Genomic DNA, 20,097 nt, shown 5'->3' on the forward strand with positions numbered 1-20,097 from the left:
CTCTATAATCAAAGATTCGCCTAAATCCTGCTTCATCCAAGATGAAATCCTCCGAGATTCGCCAGCAGTTCCTGCAATTCTTCAAGTCCAAGGGACACACCATCGTTCCTTCTTCGTCGCTCGTGCCGGGCAACGATCCGACCCTGCTCTTCACCAATTCGGGCATGGTCCAGTTCAAGGACGTGTTCACGGGCAAGGAATCGCGGTCGTACACGCGCGCCACGTCGTCGCAGCGCAGCGTGCGCGCCGGCGGCAAGCACAACGACCTGGAGAACGTGGGCTACACCGCCCGTCACCATACGTTCTTCGAAATGCTGGGCAATTTCAGCTTCGGCGACTACTTCAAGCGCGACGCCATCCAGTACGCCTGGGAACTGCTCACCCAGGTCTACAAGCTGCCCGCTGAAAAGCTCTGGGTCACCGTCTACCAGGAAGACGACGAAGCCTACGACATCTGGGCCAAGGAAGTCGGCGTGCCGGCCGAGCGCATCATCCGCATCGGCGACAACAAGGGCGCCCGCTACGCCTCGGACAACTTCTGGCAGATGGCCGACACCGGCCCCTGCGGCCCCTGCTCGGAAATCTTCTTCGACCACGGTCCCGAGATCTGGGGCGGCCCCCCGGGATCGCCCGAAGAAGACGGCGACCGCTACATCGAAATCTGGAACCTGGTGTTCATGCAGTTCGAACGCGACGCCGCCGGCAACATGCCGCGCCTGCCGCGCCCCTGTGTCGATACCGGCATGGGCCTGGAACGCATCGCCGCCGTGCTGCAAGGCGTGCATTCCAACTACGAAATCGACCTGTTCCAGCACCTGATCGCCGCCGCTGCCCGCGAAACCGGCGTCAAGGACCTGGAAAACAACTCGCTCAAGGTCATTGCCGACCACATCCGCGCCTGCTCGTTCCTGATCGTCGACGGCGTGATTCCCAGCAACGAAGGCCGCGGCTATGTGCTGCGCCGCATCGTGCGCCGCGCGCTGCGCCACGGCTACAAGCTGGGTCAGACCAAGCCGTTCTTCTACCGCCTGGTGCCCGATCTGGTCGCCGAAATGGGCGAAGCCTACCCCGAGCTGGCCAACACGGCCGAGCGCGTGGCGCAGGTGCTCAAGCAGGAAGAAGAGCGCTTCGGCGAAACCCTCGAACACGGCATGCGCATCCTGGATACCGCCCTGGCCAACGTGCCCAAGGGTGGCCAGCTGGACGGCACCACGCTGTTCACGCTGTACGACACCTACGGTTTCCCGGTGGACCTCACCGCCGACATCTGCCGCGAACGCGAAGTCGACGTCGACATGGCCGGCTTCGAAGTCGCCATGGAACGCCAGCGCGACCAGGCTCGCGCCGCCGGCAAGTTCAAGATGGCCGAAGGCCTGAGCTACGAAGGCGCCGAAACGCGCTTCGAAGGCTACGAAAAGCTCGAACTCGACAACGTCAAGGTCACGGCCCTGTATGTCGACGGCACGCAGGTCACGCAGGTCCAGGCCGGCCAAAGCGCCGTCGTGGTGCTGGATGCCACCCCGTTCTACGCCGAGTCCGGAGGCCAGGTGGGCGATACCGGCCTGCTCGAAGCCGCGGGCGTGCGTTTCGCCGTGGGCGATACCCTGAAGATCCAGTCCGGCGTATTCGGCCATCACGGCACCCTCGAAGAGGGCACGCTGTCGGTGGGCGATACCCTGCTGGCGCGAGTGGACGCGGTGCGCCGCGCCCGTACCGTGCGCAACCACTCGGCCACCCATTTGATGCACAAGGCCTTGCGCCAGGTGCTGGGCGCCCACGTGCAGCAGCGCGGTTCGCTGGTCGATCCCGACAAGACCCGTTTCGACTTCGCACAAGATGCGCCCCTGACCGCCGAGCAGATCGCGCGCGTCGAAGCCATCGTCAACGCCGAAGTCCTGGCCAACCAGCCCACCGTGGCCCAGGTCATGGCCTACGACGACGCGGTCAAGGGCGGCGCCATGGCGCTGTTCGGCGAAAAATACGGCGACACGGTGCGCGTGCTTGATATCGGTTTCTCGCGCGAACTGTGCGGCGGCACCCATGTCAGCCGCACCGGCGACATCGGCCTGTTCAAGATCGTGTCCGAAGGCGGCGTGGCCGCCGGCGTGCGCCGTATCGAGGCCATCACGGGCGACAACGCTCTGGCCTGGGTGCAGAACCAGAACGCCTTGCTGACCCAGGTGGCCGGCATGCTGCGCAGCACGCCCGCCGACCTGCCGGCCCGCATCGCCCAGGTGCAGGACCAGGTCAAGCAGCTCGAAAAAGACCTCGAGCAATCGCGCAACAAGCTGGCTGCCAGCGCAGGCAACGACCTGGCCAGCAGCGCCGCGGTCGAGGTCAAGGGCATCAAGGTCCTGGCCGCAGGCATCGGCGACGTCGATCCCAAGGCCCTGCGCGGCATGGTCGACAACCTGAAAGACCGCCTCAAGCCCGCAGTCGTGCTGCTGGCCACCGGCTCGGCCGATGGCAAGATCAGCGTGGTGGGCGGCGTGACCGCCGACCTGACCGACCGCATCAAGGCCGGTGACCTGGTCGGCTTCGTCGCCAGCCAGGTGGGCGGCAAGGGCGGCGGCCGCCCCGACATGGCCATGGGCGGTGGCACCGACATCGCCGCCTTGCCGGCCGCGATCGCCAGCGTGCAGAAGTGGGTCGATGAGCGCCTCTGACAGGGTTGCCGAGTCCGGCGCGCAAGCGCCGTCCTTTGACCAGGACGTGGATGCCAGCGGGCTGACCTGCCCGCTGCCCATCCTGCGCGCCAAAAAAGCCTTGGCGCAGATGGAAAGCGGGCAGGTGTTGCGCGTCATCACCACCGACCGCAACGCCATCCGCGACTTCCAGGCCTTTTGCCGTCAGACCGGCAATGCGCTGGTTGCCCAGCATGAAGCCGACGGCCGTGGTGTGCACTACCTGCGCCGACGCTAGTCGCTATCCGTCCCCATGAAAAAGGCCAGCCTTTGTCGGGCTGGCCTTTTTGTTTTCCGGCGACGCGCCTATTTGTGTATGGCCGCGGCGACGGCCTGGGTGATGGTGAAGTCCACCAGATCGCCTTCTTTCAGCTGTGCCAGCCGCGCCTGCATGGCGGGGTCCTGCACCTGGATCGTGCGCAGGGCGCCTTGCGGGCCCTTCAGGGTGACCAGGTTGGCGCTTTTGTTGATGTGCCAGATCTCGGCCGTGATACGGGTCTGGCGGCCGGCGGCGCCACCGGGCTTGGCACCCTTGGCGCTGCGGGTGGCGGCGGTTTCGGTGACGACTTCGGGGGCGCCCGTGCCGGCCGGTCGCACGTCCACAGCCACCGATTCGTAGTAGTCCAGCGTCAGCGTGTCGCCCGGCTTGATCTGCTTGAAGTTGCGCACGTCCGGGCCGGCCTGCACGTCGACGACGTTGCCGTTGTTGCCTTGCAGTGTGATGGTCCGGGTAGCGGGGTCTACCGCCGTGACCTTGCCCGTGGTGGTGGTCAGCGCTGCGCCGAGCACCCGGGCCGACGCCGTCAGCGGCATCGCCAACATGCCCGCCAGCAAACCTGTGAAAGCCAGTCGTGCGACAGGGGTGAAGACAGCTTTACGGTTCTTCATGTTGCACCCTCCGGAAGAGGAAGTTTGAGGGAAACGCCGATTTCTACAATCAGGTATATTCTTCAAACGCGCTGACAGGCAGCACAGGGGCGCCCAACGGGCTACACTCTGTCTGCGGCGGGCTCCGGCCCGTATTTAGGGATTTCTAGAATACCCGCATGTGGTGTTTTAGAACACAAATCCCGCGCGACTCCCGATTTTTCAGCACCTGCATTTGCCAGCCGGCTTGTTTAAGTGCTAGAATTTCCCGTTTTTCACAACTAATTCAAGGGATTACCTATGGTGGTGATTCGCCTGGCCCGCGGTGGGTCCAAGAAGCGTCCGTTCTACAACCTGGTGGCCACCGATTCGCGTAACCGTCGCGACGGCCGTTTCATCGAGCGCGTGGGTTTCTACAACCCCGTTGCCAACGAAGGTACGGAAAACCTGCGCATTGCGCTGGATCGCGTGCAGCACTGGACCAGCAACGGCGCCCAGCTGTCGCCGGCTGTCGAGCGTCTGGTCAAAGACTACTCGGCCAAGGTTTCCGCCGCGGCTTAATTGCCCGCGTCGTTTAGCCTGAACCCTGCTAGTTTTTACTACGCTAGATAAAACCGACTGCCCGATACATGTCTGATGCCGCAACTTCCAACGCGGCGCCTGCGGACTTGATCGAGCTTGGCCGCATCACTGCGGCCTACGGTGTGAAAGGCTGGGTCAAGGTGCAGCCGCATTCGGCCAACGCCGAAGTGCTGCTCTCAGCTTCTCAATGGTGGTTGACTCGCCCTGTGCCTGAATTGGCGCGGGGCGCTGTCGCGTCTGCGCCTGTCGCATACAAGATCGTGCAAGTCCGTTCACAGGGCGCCACCGTGGTGGCGCAGTTGAGCGGCATCGCCGATCGCGACCAGGCCGAAGCCCTGCGCGGTTTTTCCGTGCAGGCGCCGCGGGGTTCCTTCCCCGCGCCCAAAGAAGACGAATACTACTGGGTCGATCTCATTGGCTGCTCGCTGTACACCACGGCGAGCGGCGAATCCGCGCTTATCGGCGTGGTGGACGAAGTCCTTGATAACGGCGCTCATGCCGTCTTGAAGGTCTTGTGCCAGAAGGTGGGGGCCGATGGTCCCGAAACGCTTCTGAACGCCAAGGGAAAGCCCGCCGAAATGCTCGTTCCGTTCGTACGCGCGCACATACACGCCGTCGACCTGGCCGCTCGCCGCATCGATAGCGACTGGCCCGCGGATCTCTGATGCGCATTGACGTCGTGACGCTCTTTCCCGAAATGTTCGGGGTGGTGCGCGACCTGGGTGTCACCGGCCGGGCGCATGCCCAGGGCCGGTGGTCCCTGCATGCCTGGAATCCACGCGATTTCACGCACGATATACACCGCACCGTGGACGACCGCCCTTATGGCGGCGGCCCCGGCATGGTGATGATGGCGGCCCCGCTCGAGGCCGCCGTCGGCGCTGCCCAAGCCGCACGCGCGGCACAAGGCCTGGCGCCCGCCCCCGTGGCGCTGTTGGCGCCCGTGGGCAAGCGCTACGACCAGGCCGGCGCCGAGGCCCTGGCCGCCAGTGATGGCCTGATCCTCATCTGTGGCCGCTACGAGGGCGTGGACCAACGCTTCATCGAACGCTGCGTCACGCATGAAATCTCGTTGGGCGACTTCGTGTTGTCTGGCGGCGAAATCGCGGCGCTTGCCGTCATCGACGCCGCCGTGCGCTTGTTGCCCGGCGTCCTGAACGACGGCGATTCTGCCCTGCAGGATTCCTTCAACGACACCTTGTCCGGCTTGCTGGACAGCCCGCACTACACGCGGCCCGAGGTGTACGAGGGCGCATCCGTGCCCGCGCCGCTGCTCAGCGGCCACCACGCCAATATCGCGCGCTGGCGCCGCGAGCGTTCGCTGGCGCTGACAGTCACCCGCCGGCCCGAACTCATCGAGTCGGCCCGCGCCCAAGGCTGGCTGACTCTGGCCGACGAGCGCTACCTGGCCGAGCTGGCCGGCGAACCCTTGCCTGAGCCGAAGAAAAAGCGCCGTTTCTCCAAGCCCAAGACGGCGTGATTCGTTGCGTTGCGCCGTGCTGGCGCACGCGCAGTCCTGCCATGGCTCGAGAGGGCCGCGCGACAGGGCGCCCTGGTGTCTGACCCTCTAATCCGCATTGCCCCACCGCTAGGGATGTTCCTAGGTTGTGGCGCTTTCCCGTGCTCCTTAGTATTGAAAATTATATAAAAATGAAATTTTCACATGAGCCGATCCTCTTCCTCGTTGCGCATCGATTCGCCGCTGCCCAAGCCGGCCGCGTTGGCGGGGCGTCCCGAGTCCGCGGTGGATCTCTGGCTGGGCCAGCAACTGCGCCAATTGCGCAAGGGGCAGGGGCGTTCGCTGGCTGATGTCGCCCAGGCCTGTGGAATGTCGCTGGGCCTGCTCAGCCAGATCGAGCGGGGTTTGAGTTCCGCCTCGGTCAAGACGCTGCATCAACTGGCGCGCGAGTTCGGGGTATCGGTCAATGCCTTGCTGCGCAATGCCGAGCACACCGAAGGCGAAGACGGCGGCCGCGTTGCCCGGGCCGGCACGCACCGCTATATCGACCTGCGCGAGAAGGGCATCGTCAAAGAGATGTACACGCCGCCGGCCTGCCGCAGCATGGACCTGTGCCGCTGCACCATCGAGCCGGGCGGTTCGACCGGCAACGAGCTGTTCGTGACGGGGCAGGGCGAGCAGATCGGCGTGGTGCTCAAGGGTTCGCTCGAGCTCTGGGTGGGCGACCGCGTCGTCCTGCTCAATGAGGGCGACAGCTTTTGCTATGCCAGCAGCACGCCGCGCCGCTGGCGCAATCCCGGGTCGCAGGCGACCGAGGTCATCTGGGCCATTTCCAATATCACTCAAGCCGCGGGGGACGAGACGCAACGGGCGCCTTGAGCGCGCGGGCAGTAAAGCGGCGCGATGACACTGGGGATCATCCGCCTTCCGGGCAGCGCCCGGAACTCTTTGCCACGATGAGGAAATGTCATGAAATTCAAGACTCTGGTTGTCTCTGTATTTGCAGCATTGTCCACGGCCGCGGGCGCGCAGGCCCAAACGGTGGTGAAGGTGGGGTCCACGCCCACCGGCAGCCCGTTCACGTTTCTCGATACCAAGACCAACAGCATCGAAGGCGTGATGGTCGACATCGTGAAAGCGGTTGGCAAAGAGGCCGGCTTCGAGGTGCAGATTGAGCCCATGGCGTTTTCCGCGCTGATCGGCTCGCTGACGTCCAAGCGCATCGACATTGTGTCGGCAGCCATGTTCATCACGCCGCAGCGCCAGCAGGTGGTGAGTTTTTCCGAACCCGTGTATCGCTACGGCGAAGGGTTGATGGTGCTCAAGACCGACAACAAGGAATACAAGTCCTTTGCCGACATGCAGGGCATGACGGTGGGCGTGCAGGTGGGCACTGCCTTTGTCGAACCCATCCAGAAAAGCGGCGTGTTCAAGGAAGTGAAGCTCTACGACAATCCGCCGGACATGATGCGCGACGCCAATGCCGGCCGCATCCAGGGCGGCTTCATGGACTTCCCCATCGCCGCCTACATCCTGACCCAGGGCAACTATCCCAACCTGAAAATGGCGCAGTCCTACCAGCCCACCGTCATGGGCAGCCTTGGGCTGGCCACGCGCAAGGACGACACAGCCTTGCTGGACCGCATCAACAAGGCGCTGACCAAGCTGAAGGCGGACGGCTCCATCGACCGCATCCTGAAAAAGTGGGGCCTGGGCGCCTGACGCCGGGTTGAGGGCGGGGCGGCCTGGGCATGCGCCCGACCTGCGCGCCGTGTGCGCGCGGGCGGGCCGGCCACGGCTGGCGCCTGCAAGCGCAGTCTTGTTGGGGTGATGAGGCATGACGGAATTCTTCAAGGACGCGGCGGAATACCTGCCGATATTGCTGCAAGGCGCCAAGCTCACCATCCTGGTGACGCTGGGCTCGCTGGCCTTGTCCACGGTGCTGGGGCTGGTGTGGGCGCTGATGCGCGTCTCGGGCAACAAGTACCTGGCCAAGTTCAGTGCCGGCGTGATCAACCTGCTGCGCGGCATCCCGATCATCGTGCTGCTGTTCTACATCTACTTCGTCATGCCGGACATGGGGGTGTCGCTGACGGCCGTGCAGGCCGCCATCATCGGCCTGGGCGTGGCGTATTCGGCCTACCAGGCCGAGAACTTCCGCGCCGGCATCGAGGCCATCGACCGCGGGCAGATCGAAGCCGCCATGGCCATGGGCATGAGCTGGAGCCTGACCATGCGCCGCGTGGTGCTGCCGCAGGCCGTCAAGATCGTGCTGCCGCCTTACGGCAACATCATGATCATGATGCTCAAGGACTCGTCGCAGGCGTCCACCATCACGGTCGCCGAACTGGCCCTGCAAGGCAAGCTGATCGCGGTGTCCACTTTCAAGAACGCCACGGTGTTTTCGCTGGTGGCGTTGATGTACCTGGTGATGTGCGTGCCGCTGATCCTGCTGGTGCGGCACCTGGAAAAAAGGAGCGCTGCCAAATGATCGAGCTCAAGGGAGTGCGCAAGAGCTTCGGTTCGCTGGAAGTGCTCAAGGGCATCGACGCCGAAGTCACCAAGGGCGAGGTCGTGTGCGTCATCGGGCCGTCCGGTTCGGGCAAGTCCACCATCCTGCGCTGCATCAACGGCCTGGAACGCTACAACGCGGGCAGCATAGCCGTGGATGGCGAGCGGGTGGACTGCGACGCCGCGTCCATCGTGTCGATCCGCACGCAGGTGGCGATGGTGTTCCAGCGCTTCAATCTGTTTCCCCATCGCACCGCGCTGGAAAACGTGGTGGAAGGGCCGATCTACGTGAAGAACGAACCGCGTGCGCAGGCGCTGGAATGGGGGCGCGAGCTGCTGGCCAGTGTCGGGCTGGCCGACAAGGCCGATGCCCATCCGCCGCAGCTCTCCGGCGGCCAGCAGCAGCGCGTGGCGATCGCGCGGGCGCTGGCCATGCGGCCCAAGGCCATCCTGTTCGACGAACCGACCTCGGCGCTGGACCCGGAACTGGTGGGCGATGTGCTGGGCGTGATGCGCAAGCTGGCCGAGGCGGGCATGACGATGGTGGTCGTGACGCACGAGATGAGTTTCGCCCGCGAAGTTGCAGACCGCGTCATGTTCTTTGATGGCGGCGTGATCGTGGAGCAGGGCGCCGCCCGTGAAGTGCTGAATCATCCGCAGCACCCGCGCACGCAGGACTTCCTGCGCCGCGTGCTGCATCCCATGTAAGGAACCGCCATGTCGCAGACGCCGTTTCCCCTGTCCCCGTCGCTGTGGGCCGCCACGGCCGCGCCGCCGCCCGACACCCAGCCGCTGACGCAGTCCACCCAGGCCGACGTGCTGGTCGTCGGGGGCGGGTATGCCGGCTTGAGCACCGCGCTGCACCTGGCCGAGCAGGGCGTTCGTACGGTCTTGCTGGAGGCGCGCGAAATCGGTTTCGGCGGTTCGGGCCGCAATGGCGGCCAGGTCATCCCGGGGCTGAAATACGATCCGGATGCGCTGGTTGCCATGTTTGGCGCCGAGGCCGGCGAACGCCTGGTGCGCTTTGCCGGCGCCACCGCGGATTCGGTCTTCAACCTGATCGAACGCCACGCCATGGACGTGCCGCATGTGCGCCAGGGCTGGATCCAGGGCGCGCACAACGCCGCGGCGCTGGAACTGGCACATGCCCGCGCGGCGCAGTGGGCCCGCCACGGCGCCGATGCGCAGCCGCTGGACAAGGCCGAGGTCTCGCGCCTGATCGGCACCGACCGCTACCTGGGCGGCTGGGTCGATCGGCGCGCAGGCGCCATCCAGCCGCTGAGCTACGCGCGCGGCCTGGCCCGGGCAGCCTTGAATGCCGGCGTTGTGATCCACACCGATACACCTGTCGCCGGCCTGCGCCGCGAGGGCGGCAAATGGACTGCCACCACGGCGGGCGGCGCGACCGTCATCGCCGACCGCGTGGTGATGTGCACCAACGCCTATGGCGCCGACCTGCTGCCGGGCCTGAAGCCCTCGATCATTGATGCCAATACGTTCCAGGTGGCCACCACGCCGCTGCCCGAACGCCTGCGCGCAGGCATCTTCCCGGAAGGCCATGTCACGTCGGATACCCGCAATCTGCTGCTGTACTTCCGGCTGGATCACCAGGGGCGGCTGCTGATGGGCGGGCGTGGGCCTTTCCGTGAACCCAAGGGGCCCGAGGACTGGGCGCACCTGGAACGGGTGATGGTGAAGATGTTCCCGCAGGTGGCGGGCACGCCGTTCGAATACCGCTGGTGTGGCCGGGTTGCCATCACCCGGGACTACCTGCCGCACCTGCATGAGCCCGAACCCGGTTTGTTGGTGGATATCGGCTGCCAGGGGCGCGGGGTGGGTCTGCAGACCAGCATGGGCCGCGCCATGGCGCAATACCTGGTCAGCGGCGATGCGAAGGCGCTGCCGGTGCCGCTGTCGCCCGTGACGCCGTTTCCGCTTTACGGCCTGCGCCGGTTGTACGTGAATGCCGTGGTGACCTGGTATCGAATGACCGACGGCGGCGTCTAGGGCGGCGATCGCAAGACGGATTCAGCGGCCGGATTGGCGGGCGAAAAAAAGCCCCGGAACGGGTCCGGGGCTTCGGTGTGCACCAGGCGTGGCGCCCGCCAGGCATCAGTTGCCCAGCTTGCCGCGCTGTTCGCGCACCTTTTGCAGCGTTTCGCCGAACTGCGCGACGCGGGCCTTTTCCTGCTCGACGACGGCCGCCGGGGCGCGTTCGACGAAGCTGGCGTTGGACAGTTTGGCGTTGGCCTTCGCGATCTCGCCTTCCAGGCGTGCGATTTCCTTGTCCAGGCGGATGCGTTCGGCCGCCACGTCGATCTCGACGTGCAGCATCAGGCGGCTGGCGCCCACCACCTGCACCGGTGCGCCGGCGTCGGGCAGGGCATCCAGCACGTCGACCTGGCTCAGCTTGGCCAGCGCGGCCAGGTAGGGCGCGTTGCGCGTCAGCGTGGGCGCATCGCCCTGGGTGCACAGCGGCACCTTCTGGGCGGGCGACAGGTTCATTTCGCCGCGCAGCGCGCGCACCGCTTCGACCTGGGCCTTCAGTTCGGCCACATCGGCTTCGGCGGCGGTGTCCACGGCGGCCGGGTTGGCCTGCGGGTAGGGCTGGACGCTGACGCTGTCGGCGACGCCTTCCTTGCGCTTGCCGGCCACGACCGAGACCTTCTGCCACAGTTCTTCGGTGATGAACGGAATGATGGGGTGGGCCAGGCGCAGCACGCCTTCCAGCACGCGGATCAGCGTGCGGCGCGTGCCCAGCTGCTGGGCCGGCGTGCCGGTCTGGATCTGGACCTTGGCCAGCTCCAGGTACCAGTCGCAGTATTCGTCCCAGATGTAGCGGTACAGCGCGTTGGCGATGTTGTCGAAGCGGTAGTCGGCAAAGCCGCGCGCCACGTCGGCTTCCAGGGCCTGCAGCTGGCTGACGATCCAGCGGTCCACGAACGACAGTTCACCGGTTTCCGGGCCGGTCAGGTCGTGGCCTTCGGTGTTCATCAGCACGAAGCGGGTGGCGTTCCAGAGCTTGTTGCAGAAGTTCCGGTAGCCCTCGCAGCGCTTCAGGTCGAAGTTGATGTTGCGGCCCAGGGTCGCGTAGGCGGCCATGGTGAAACGCAGCGCATCGGTGCCAAAGGCCGGGATGCCGTCCGGATATTGGCGGCGCGTGGCCTTCTCGATGCTGCCCGCCTGCTTGGGGTTCATCAGGCCGTAGGTGCGCTTGGCCACCAGGCCGTCCAGGTCGATGCCGTCGATCAGGTCGATCGGGTCGAGCGTGTTGCCCTTGGACTTGCTCATCTTCTGGCCGTCTGCGTCGCGGATCAGGCCGTGCATGTAGACGTGCTTGAACGGAATCTGGCCGGTCAGGTGCGTGGTCAGCATGACCATGCGCGCCACCCAGAAGAAGATGATGTCAAAGCCCGTGACCAGCACGCTGGACGGCAGGTAGCGTTCCAGGTCGGCGGTCTTGTCGGGCCAGCCCAGGGTGGTGAAGGGCACCAGGCCCGACGAGAACCAGGTGTCCAGCACGTCCGGGTCGCGCGTGAGCGAGCCGGTCACGCCGGCAGCGCGCGCCTGCGCTTCGGCTTCGGCCTGGTCGTGCGCCACGAACACCTGGCCGTCTTCCGAGTACCAGGCGGGAATCTGATGGCCCCACCACAGCTGGCGCGAGATGCACCAGTCCTGGATGTTGTTCAGCCACTGGTTGTAGATCGTGGTCCAGTTGTCCGGGTAGAACTGGATGCGGCCGTCGGCCACGACTTCCAGCGCCACTTCGGTGATGCTCTTGCCCGGGTTCAGCGTGCCTTCGGGGGCCGGCTTGCTCATGGCCACGAACCATTGGTCGGTCAGCATGGGTTCGAGCACGACGCCGGTGCGGTCGCCCTTGGGCTGCATCATCTTGTGCGGCTCGACCTTGACCAGGTAGCCCTCGGCTTCCAGCTGGGCCACGACGGCTTTGCGGGCCTCGTAGCGTTCCATGCCCTGGAACTGCTTGGGGCCGTTTTCGTTGATGTGCGCATCCAGCGTGAAGATGACGATCAACGGCAGATCGTGGCGCATCGCGCAGGCATAGTCGTTGAAGTCGTGCGCGCCGGTGATCTTCACGCAGCCCGTGCCGAATTCAGGGTCGACGAAGTCGTCGGCGATGATGGGGATGTTGCGGTCGCACAGCGGCAGTTCGACCTGCTTGCCCACCAGGTGCTTGTAGCGCGGGTCTTCGGGGTGCACGCACAGCGCGCCGTCGGCCAGCATGGTCTCGGGGCGGGTGGTGGCGATGGTCATGCCGCGCAGCGTCACCGTCTGGCCGTCCTTGTCGACGATGGTCTGCGGACCGTCGACGAAGGGGTAGAGGATGTGCCACATGTGGCCGTCGGTTTCTTCCGACAGCACTTCCAGGTCGGACACGGCGGTCAGCAGCTTGGGGTCCCAGTTGACCAGGCGCTTGCCGCGGTAGATCAGTCCCTGTTTATGCAGGCGGACGAACGTTTCCACCACGCCGCGCGACATGCGGTCATCCATGGTGAAGTATTCGCGCGGCCAGTCGGCCGATGCGCCCAGGCGGCGCACCTGGTCGGTGATGGTGCTGCCCGATTTCTCCTTCCATTCCCAGACTTTTTCCACGAATTTCTCGCGGCCCAGGTCGTGGCGCGAAACCTTCTGGGCGTCCAGCTGTCTTTCAACCACGATCTGCGTGGCGATGCCGGCGTGGTCCGTCCCCGGAATGAATACGGTGTCGTCGCCCAGCATGCGGTGGTAGCGGATCAGGCCATCCATGATGGTCTGGTTGAACGCGTGGCCCATGTGCAGGGTGCCCGTCACGTTGGGCGGCGGGAACTGGATGGCGTAGGGCTTTGATTCCGTCCCCGTTTTTACGTGCGAACCGGCAGCGAAATACCCGCGCTTGTCCCACTCGTCATACCAGCGGGATTCGAGTTCGGCGGGTTCGAAGCTCTTGGAGAGTTCCTGGGAGTCGTTCGCGGGATTCGCGGCGTTCGGGGGAGCGGCTTGGGTCATTACAGGGTTCCGGCAGACAGGGCGCCCGGTCGATGGATACGGGCAAGCAAACCGCTCATTTTAAGATGTAATGCGGTCGTATCGGCGTGTTAGAATACCGGGTTACTGTAAACCTTTTAGAAGTCCCTGAATTCATTGAAGTTTCGCCAAAAAATTGGGGGGCTCAAAGTCAGAGGCTCAAAGTCAGAGACTGAGAGTCAAGGACTCAAAGGGTAGGCAGTGTCGAATCCCCGCCTGGATCATCGTCACAGGCGGCCGGGCCGGTCCGGGGCAAGCCTTTGTTCCGAACCGCTTCTCGCGCCCACAGCGCGATGCGCCTTGAAGGGTGACACCAACAAGCGCAGGCCGCGCCAGGCAATCATAGAAACCAGTCAGCAATCAGTTTTCGGAGTTCTCATGTCCATTCAACGTACCCTCTCGATCATCAAGCCCGACGCCGTCGCCAAGAACGTCATCGGCCAGATCGTCGGCCGCTTCGAGCAAGCCGGCCTGAAGGTCATCGCCGCCCGTCTGGCCCAGCTGTCGCGCGCCGACGCCGAGCGTTTCTACGCCGTGCACAAAGAGCGCCCCTTCTTCAAGGACCTGGTCGACTTCATGATCTCCGGTCCCGTGTTCGTGCAAGTGCTGGAAGGCGAAGACGCCATCCTGAAGAACCGCGACCTGATGGGCGCGACGGACCCCAAGAAGGCCGCCCCGGGCACCATCCGCGCTGACTTCGCCGACAGCATCGACGCCAACGCCGTGCACGGCTCCGACGCTCCGGAAACGGCCGCCGTCGAAGTGGCTTTCTTCTTCCCCGAAATCAACATCCACAGCCGTTGATTTCCCGGAATACGTTTTAGATATCTAGCTTTACCCAGGTCATGGAATCCGTCGAACGAATCAATCTGCTGGGGCTGGACGGCTCCGCCCTGTCCGAACTCGTCGGGCAGTGGGGCGGCAAGCCGTTTCGCGCCCGTCAGCTGCAGCGCTGGATGCACCAGCGCGGCGCCGATTCGTTCGACGCCATGACCGACCTGGCTCGCGACTTCCGCGGCCAGCTCGCATCGAATTGCCGCATCGAGGCCTTGCCCGTCAACATCGAGCAGCGCTCGACCGACGGCACGCGCAAGTGGCTGTTCGACGTGGGGCAGGGCAACGCCATCGAAACCGTCTTCATCCCTGAAGACGACCGCGGCACCCTGTGCATTTCCAGCCAGGCCGGCTGCGTGGTCAATTGCCGCTTCTGCTCGACCGGGCACCAGGGCTTCAACCGCAACCTGAAGACCAGCGAAATCATCGGCCAGCTGTGGTGGGCCAAGCGCGTGCTCGAAGCCGACATCGGCACGGCACGCCTGGAAGGCGCCCGCGCCACCGAAGACACCCGCGTCATCAGCAACGTGGTCATGATGGGCATGGGCGAACCCTTGCTCAACTACGATCAGGTCCTGCCGGCCCTGCGCCTGATGCTCGACGACAACGCCTATGGCCTGTCGCGCCGCCGTGTCACGGTGTCCACCTCGGGCGTGGTCCCCATGATGGACCGCCTCTCGCAAGACTGTCCGGTGGCACTGGCCGTATCGCTGCACGCGCCCAACGACGCGCTGCGCGACGAGCTCGTGCCGCTGAACAAGAAATACCCCCTGAAGGAGCTGCTGGCTGCGTGCGAGCGCTATCTGGCGTACGCCCCGCGCGACTTCATCACTTTCGAATACTGCATGCTGGACGGCATCAACGATACCGACCAGCACGCCAAAGAACTGATACACATTGCACGCCAGATTCGCTGCAAGCTCAATCTGATCCCGTTCAATCCCTTCCCCGCGTCCGGCCTGAAGCGCTCGCCTTCGGCACGGGTCAAGGTGTTTGCCCAGCGTCTGATGGACGCCGGCATCATCACGACCGTACGCAAGACCCGGGGTGACGATATCGATGCTGCTTGTGGTCAACTGGCGGGAGAAGTGCGCGACCGTACCCGAATCACTGAACGGAACGCCGCGCAGCGCCAGACCATACCAATTAAACAGGTGCATGCATGACGCAGGATTTCGCTTCTGCAGTTTCAGAGACGTCCACGGGCGCCGCAAGCGGCTCGGGCAATGTGGGTTCGGCGCTGCGTACGCTGCGCCAGTCCAAGGGTTGGTCGCTCGACGAAGTGTCCAGCCGCATCAAGTTTTCCACCAAGCAGATCGAGGCCCTTGAAAACGAGCAGTGGGCCGATCTGCCCACCGGCGTTTCGCTGCGCGGCCTGATCCGCAACTACGCCCGCCTGCTGGGCGCCGATGCCCAGGCCATCGTGGATTCGCTGGACCCCAAGGCCCGCGCCACCGGCCCCGTCAAGCTCAGCCCGGGCGCGCTGCATTCCGCGCATTCCATTCCCCAGTCCAGCGCCGACGACGACCGTTCGTCGTCGACCTCGTGGGGCTGGCTGATCGCCATCGTGCTGGTGCTTGCCGCCGGCGTCGCCTATGCCTTCTGGCAGGGCTGGCTGCCGCAGCACTGGCTCGCGTTCGACTGGCTTCCCAAGCTGTCCAAGTAATTACCGGTTCCGCCGATGCAAGATTCCTCTCTGCCTTGCCAGGATGCGCCGCCGCCCTCCGTGGGTGCGGCTTCCCGCCGACACACGCGTGCGGTGGCGGTCAAGTGGGGCGACCGTACGGTCATGGTGGGCGGCGATGCGCCCGTCGTGGTCCAGTCCATGACCAACACCGACACCGCCGACGCGATCGCCACGGCGATCCAGGTCAAGGAACTGGCGCTGGCCGGCTCCGAGCTGGTGCGCATCACGGTCAATACCCCCGAGGCGGCCAAGGAAGTCGTGGCCATCCGCGAACAGCTCGACCGCATGGGCGTCAACGTGCCCCTGGTCGGCGATTTCCATTACAACGGCCATAAGCTCCTGACGCAATTTCCGGAGTGCGCGCAGGCGTTGTCCAAGTACCGGATCAACCCGGGCAACATGGGCGGGGGCAAGCGTCGCGACGACAATTTCGCCCAGATGATCGAAGTGGCTTGCCGCTACGACAAACCGGTGCGCATCGGCGTCAACTGGGGCAGCCTCGATCACGAATTGATGGCCCGCAAGATGGACGAGAACAACCTGCGTGCCCAGCCCTGGGAAGCGCAGGCCGTCATGCGCGACGCGCTGGTCGTGTCCGCCATCAGCAACGCCCAGCGCGCCGAAGAGCTCGGCCTGCGCCGCGACGCCATCATCCTGTCCTGCAAGGTCAGCCACGTGCAGGACCTGATCGCGGTCTATCGCGACCTGTCGGCGCGCTGCGACTACCCGCTGCACCTGGGCCTGACCGAAGCCGGCATGGGCAGCAAGGGCATCGTGGCGTCCACCGCCGCGCTGGCCGTGCTGCTGCAGCAGGGTATCGGCGATACCATCCGCATCTCGCTCACGCCCGAACCCGGCGGCGACCGCAGCCGCGAAGCCGTCGTAGCCCAGGAAATCCTGCAGACCATGGGCCTGCGTGCGTTCACGCCCATGGTGGTGGCCTGCCCCGGTTGCGGCCGCACCAGCAGCACATTCTTCCAGGAACTGGCCGACAGCATCCAGTCCTACCTGCGCCGGCAGATGCCGGTATGGCGGGCGCAATACCCCGGCGTCGAAAGCATGAACGTCGCGGTCATGGGCTGTGTGGTCAACGGGCCTGGCGAAAGCCGCCACGCGGACATCGGCATCAGCCTGCCGGGCACCGGCGAGGTGCCGGCCGCGCCGGTATTCGTCGACGGCGAGCGCACGGTCACCCTGAAGGGCGACCATATCGCCGAAGAATTCCAGGCCATCGTTGAAGACTACGTCGCGCGTCGCTACGGCGCGCTCGCCTCTCATTAAAGAAAGGGTGTCGCCGCCAGCGCGCTTGCCAGCGCGTGATGCGGCATGATCAAGATGACTCAAGCTTTCCAGAAAGTCGCCGCCATCCGCGGCATGAATGACGTGCTGCCCGGGCCCAGCGCCCGCTGGGAGCAATTCGAGGAAATCGTGCGCGGCTGGCTGCGCGGCTACGGCTATCGCAATGTGCGTACGCCCGTGCTTGAGCATACGCGCCTGTTCACGCGCGGCATCGGTGAAGTGACGGACATCGTCGAAAAAGAGATGTACACGTTCACCGATGCGCTCAACGGCGAATCGCTCACCATGCGGCCTGAAATGACGGCCGGCATCGTGCGCGCCTCGATCGAGCACAACATGCTGTACGACCGCCCGCAGCGCGTCTACTCCATCGGCCCCGTGTTCCGCCACGAGCGCCCGCAGCGCGGCCGCTACCGCCAGTTTCACCAGATCGACGTCGAAGCCCTGGGTTTCGCCGGCCCTGACGTCGATGCAGAACTCATCGTCATGCTGGCTCGCCTGTGGAAGCTGCTGGGCCTGACCGACGTGCGCCTCGAACTCAATTCGCTGGGGCAGCCGGCCGAGCGCGCCGCGCACCGCGCCGCCTTGATCGCCCACCTGGAAAAGCACAGCGACATCCTCGACGAAGACGGCAAGCGCCGCCTGTACACGAATCCGCTGCGCGTGCTGGACACGAAGAATCCCGCCATGCAGGAAATGGCCGACAGCGCGCCGCGCCTGTTCGACTTCCTGGGCGAGGAATCCCGCGCGCACTTCGACGGCGTCTGCCAGCGCCTGACCGACGCCGGCATCGAATACCGCCTGAACCCGCGTCTGGTGCGCGGACTCGACTACTACAACCTGACCGTCTTCGAATGGGTCACCGACCGCCTGGGCTCCCAGGGCACGGTCTGCGGCGGCGGCCGCTACGACGGCCTGATCGAACTGCTGGGCGGCAAGGCTGCGCCCGCCGTCGGTTTCGCCATCGGCATGGAGCGCCTGCTTGATCTCTGGGAACAGAGCGTGCAGGTCGAAGCCCCGGCCGAATGCGACGTCTATGTGGTGCACCAGGGTGAAGACGCCCAGCGCCTGGCCGCCCGGGTCGGTGAAGACCTGCGCGATGCCGGCCTGTCGGTGGTCGTGCACGCCGGCTCGGCCAGCTTCAAGTCCCAATTCAAGCGCGCGGACGCCAGTGGCGCCCGGGTTGCGGTTATCCTTGGCGCCGATGAAGTGGCCTCGCAGACCGCCAGCGTCAAATACCTGCGCGCCGACGCCCAGGGCGACGCCGCGCAGCAGCAAGTCCCGTTGGCGGCCTTGGCCGAAGTATTGAATCACAAGGGTTAGGCATGGCATACGATCTCGAAGAACAGGAAAAACTCGACGCCATCAAGGCATGGTGGGCTCGTTACGGCACCCTGATGGTGTCGCTGCTGACGGCCGTGGTGGTGGCGTGGGGCGGCTGGTGGGGCTGGAAGGCCTATCAATCGCACCGTGCGAACCAGGCCATGGGCTACTTCGAAGCCCTGGAAGACGCGGCCCGCCTGGGCGGCGCCGATTCGTCCGTGCGCATCAAGGCGGCTGCGGCGACCTTGCGCGACCAATACGGTTCCACCGGTTACGCCGCCCGCGGCGCCCTGGTGGCGGCCCAGGCGCTGCAAGCCCAGAAAGACCTCGACGGCGCGCGCCAGCAGCTTGAGTGGTTGGCAGGGCAGGCCAAGAACCCGGCCATGCAGGCCGTGGCGCGCCTGCGCCTGGCGGGCCTGCTGCTCGACCAGAAGCAATACGATGGCGCCTTGGCGCAGTTGAACAACGCGCCGGCAGCCTTCGCGGCCTTGTTCGCCGACCGCCGCGGCGATATTCTCGCTGCGCAAGGCAAGCGCGACGAAGCGCGTGCCGCATGGCAAAGCGCCATCGATGGCCTGGGTACGGCAAATCCGCTGACCCAGGTTGTGCAACTGAAACTGGATGCCCTGAGCGGAGCCTGACTGTAATGCGTAAATTTGCCTTTGGCCGTACGTGGCGTGGCGCGGTTTGCCTGACGGGCCTGCTGGCCCTGGGTGGCTGCGGCCTGTTTTCCCATGACGACGGCCGCTACGACCCCGCTCCGCTGACCGAATACAAGGCCGGCATGTCCGTGCGCCAGGTCTGGTCCACGTCCATCGGCAGCGGTTCCGGCCTGGGCTTTGCGCCCACCGTGCTGAACAGCGCGATCTACGCCGCCACGCCCGACGGCTCGGTCGGCAAGTTCGACCTGCAAAGCGGCCGCCCCATCTGGAAGGCCCAGGCAGGCGTCAAGCTGACGGCCGGCGCCGGTAGCGACGGCACCACCACCGCCGTGGCTTCGCCCGACGGCGACGTGGTCGCCTTCGACGACACCGGCAAGGTCAAATGGAAGGTCCGCGCCACCAGCGACGTCAATATCTCGCCGGTGGTGGGTTATGGCATCGTCGTCGTGCGCAGCGGCGACTATCGCATCCAGGCCTTCGACGCCAACAATGGCGAGCGCCTCTGGAGCGTCCAGCGCCCCGGTCCGGCTCTGGCCTTGCGCAGCGTCGCGCAGATGGTCCTGGCCGAAGGCCTGGTCATCACCGGCCTGCCGGGCGGCAAGCTGATGGCCATCGCCTCGGATAGTGGTAACGTCCAATGGGAAGGCACCGTGGCCACCCCGCGCGGCGCCAGCGACCTCGAACGCCTGACCGACGTGGTCGGCGCGCCCCGCATTGCCGGCAACCTGCTTTGCGCGGTGGCCTACCAAGGGCGTATCGTGTGCTTTGACGTCACGGCCGGGGGCCGTCCGATCTGGGCCAAGGATTTCTCCAGCGTCTCCGGCATGACCCTGGATGAGCGCTTTGCCTACTCGGCCGACCAGAACAGCGTGGTCAACGCCTTCGCGCTGGATAACGGCGGCAACGTCTGGAAGCAGGCTGCGCTGAAAAACCGCCAACTGACGGCGCCTGCCGTGTTGGGCGGCGCGCTCGCGGTCGGCGACCTGGATGGTTACGTGCATTTCCTGTCGCGCAGCGACGGCAGCCTGATGGCGCGCCTGTCGGTTGGCGGCGGCGCCGTCGTGTCGCCGCCCCAGACGACTCCCCAAGGTGTGCTGGTCCAGACGGGCAATGGCAATCTCGTCCTGATCGGTACCAACTAAACCCTAAAGAACAAAGCCTTAC

The 20,097-nt window shown here is 65.2% G+C and carries 19 protein-coding genes; 17 read left to right on the plus strand and 2 right to left on the minus strand.

What is annotated here, in order from left to right; all coding sequences use genetic code 11:
• The first annotated feature begins 41 nt into the window (after nt 1-41).
• Both alaS and U858_RS0100305 read left to right on the plus strand, forming a co-directional pair.
• A complete protein-coding gene (gene alaS / locus U858_RS0100300) occupies nt 42-2,666 on the plus strand; it encodes an alanine--tRNA ligase (RefSeq protein WP_025135204.1) in 2,625 nt (874 codons plus the stop codon).
• Nucleotides 2,653-2,922, plus strand: a complete 270-nt coding sequence (locus U858_RS0100305) for a sulfurtransferase TusA family protein (protein ID WP_025135205.1) — start codon at nt 2,653-2,655, stop codon at nt 2,920-2,922. The genes alaS and U858_RS0100305 overlap by 14 nt, the downstream gene beginning before the upstream one ends.
• 68 nt (nt 2,923-2,990) lie before the next feature.
• Here the strand turns inward: U858_RS0100305 and U858_RS0100310 are convergent, their stop codons facing one another.
• Complete coding sequence (locus U858_RS0100310) at nt 2,991-3,572, minus strand: hypothetical protein (RefSeq protein WP_025135206.1); 582 nt, start codon at nt 3,570-3,572, stop codon at nt 2,991-2,993.
• Between the two features lie 279 nt (nt 3,573-3,851).
• Here U858_RS0100310 and rpsP point away from each other — a divergent pair, with 279 nt between their 5' ends.
• The 8 genes from rpsP to U858_RS0100350 all read left to right on the plus strand — a co-directional run bounded on the left by rpsP (nt 3,852) and on the right by U858_RS0100350 (nt 10,110).
• A complete protein-coding gene (rpsP, locus tag U858_RS0100315; RefSeq protein WP_025135207.1) occupies nt 3,852-4,112 on the plus strand; it encodes a 30S ribosomal protein S16 in 261 nt (86 codons plus the stop codon).
• A gap of 68 nt (nt 4,113-4,180) precedes the next feature.
• Nucleotides 4,181-4,798: a ribosome maturation factor RimM gene (rimM, locus tag U858_RS0100320; RefSeq protein WP_025135208.1), complete on the plus strand. Its 618-nt coding sequence runs from the start codon at nt 4,181-4,183 to the stop codon at nt 4,796-4,798.
• Complete coding sequence (gene trmD, locus U858_RS0100325) at nt 4,798-5,613, plus strand: tRNA (guanosine(37)-N1)-methyltransferase TrmD (RefSeq protein WP_025135209.1); 816 nt, start codon at nt 4,798-4,800, stop codon at nt 5,611-5,613. Before rimM ends, trmD begins: the two co-directional genes overlap by 1 nt.
• Nucleotides 5,614-5,796: 183 nt before the next feature.
• A complete protein-coding gene (locus U858_RS0100330; RefSeq protein WP_025135210.1) occupies nt 5,797-6,471 on the plus strand; it encodes a helix-turn-helix domain-containing protein in 675 nt (224 codons plus the stop codon).
• A 90-nt stretch (nt 6,472-6,561) separates the two neighbouring features.
• Nucleotides 6,562-7,314 carry an ABC transporter substrate-binding protein gene (locus U858_RS0100335; protein WP_025135211.1) on the plus strand — a complete coding sequence of 251 codons (753 nt, stop codon included), beginning with the start codon at nt 6,562-6,564 and terminating at the stop codon, nt 7,312-7,314.
• Nucleotides 7,315-7,429: 115 nt separating this feature from the next.
• Nucleotides 7,430-8,083 carry an amino acid ABC transporter permease gene (locus U858_RS0100340; RefSeq protein ID WP_025135212.1) on the plus strand — a complete coding sequence of 218 codons (654 nt, stop codon included), beginning with the start codon at nt 7,430-7,432 and terminating at the stop codon, nt 8,081-8,083.
• Nucleotides 8,080-8,811 (plus strand): amino acid ABC transporter ATP-binding protein, encoded by a 732-nt coding sequence (locus U858_RS0100345; protein WP_025135213.1) that lies wholly within the window; start codon nt 8,080-8,082, stop codon nt 8,809-8,811. Before U858_RS0100340 ends, U858_RS0100345 begins: the two co-directional genes overlap by 4 nt.
• A 9-nt stretch (nt 8,812-8,820) precedes the next feature.
• Nucleotides 8,821-10,110 carry an FAD-binding oxidoreductase gene (locus tag U858_RS0100350; RefSeq protein WP_025135214.1) on the plus strand — a complete coding sequence of 430 codons (1,290 nt, stop codon included), beginning with the start codon at nt 8,821-8,823 and terminating at the stop codon, nt 10,108-10,110.
• Between the two features lie 105 nt (nt 10,111-10,215).
• Here U858_RS0100350 and U858_RS0100355 read toward each other — a convergent pair whose 3' ends face one another.
• Nucleotides 10,216-13,110, minus strand: a complete 2,895-nt coding sequence (locus U858_RS0100355; RefSeq protein ID WP_025135215.1) for a valine--tRNA ligase — start codon at nt 13,108-13,110, stop codon at nt 10,216-10,218.
• A gap of 396 nt (nt 13,111-13,506) precedes the next feature.
• Between U858_RS0100355 and ndk the strand changes: the two genes are divergently transcribed.
• Genes ndk through bamB form a run of 7 tightly spaced genes read left to right on the plus strand, consistent with a single transcriptional unit; the run spans nt 13,507 to nt 20,075 of the window.
• The gene (gene ndk / locus U858_RS0100360; protein ID WP_006393972.1) at nt 13,507-13,932 is read left to right on the plus strand and encodes a nucleoside-diphosphate kinase; all 426 of its coding nucleotides are present in this window, start codon (nt 13,507-13,509) and stop codon (nt 13,930-13,932) included.
• A gap of 41 nt (nt 13,933-13,973) precedes the next feature.
• The gene (rlmN, locus tag U858_RS0100365) at nt 13,974-15,128 is read left to right on the plus strand and encodes a 23S rRNA (adenine(2503)-C(2))-methyltransferase RlmN (RefSeq protein ID WP_025135216.1); all 1,155 of its coding nucleotides are present in this window, start codon (nt 13,974-13,976) and stop codon (nt 15,126-15,128) included.
• Nucleotides 15,125-15,628, plus strand: coding sequence for a helix-turn-helix transcriptional regulator (locus U858_RS0100370; RefSeq protein ID WP_025135217.1), 504 nt, complete (start codon nt 15,125-15,127; stop codon nt 15,626-15,628). The genes rlmN and U858_RS0100370 overlap by 4 nt, the downstream gene beginning before the upstream one ends.
• A gap of 15 nt (nt 15,629-15,643) precedes the next feature.
• Complete coding sequence (gene ispG, locus U858_RS0100375) at nt 15,644-16,930, plus strand: flavodoxin-dependent (E)-4-hydroxy-3-methylbut-2-enyl-diphosphate synthase (RefSeq protein WP_025135218.1); 1,287 nt, start codon at nt 15,644-15,646, stop codon at nt 16,928-16,930.
• Between the two features lie 54 nt (nt 16,931-16,984).
• Entirely contained in the window at nt 16,985-18,271 is a 1,287-nt protein-coding gene (gene hisS / locus U858_RS0100380) for a histidine--tRNA ligase (RefSeq protein WP_025135219.1), read from the plus strand.
• A gap of 2 nt (nt 18,272-18,273) precedes the next feature.
• Entirely contained in the window at nt 18,274-18,912 is a 639-nt protein-coding gene (locus tag U858_RS0100385; protein ID WP_025135220.1) for a tetratricopeptide repeat protein, read from the plus strand.
• 5 nt (nt 18,913-18,917) lie between these two features.
• Nucleotides 18,918-20,075, plus strand: coding sequence for an outer membrane protein assembly factor BamB (gene bamB / locus U858_RS0100390; RefSeq protein WP_025135221.1), 1,158 nt, complete (start codon nt 18,918-18,920; stop codon nt 20,073-20,075).
• Nucleotides 20,076-20,097: the final 22 nt, after the last annotated feature.

Source organism: Achromobacter sp. DH1f, assembly GCF_000633435.1.
Taxonomy (GTDB): Bacteria; Pseudomonadota; Gammaproteobacteria; order Burkholderiales; family Burkholderiaceae_B; genus Achromobacter; species Achromobacter deleyi.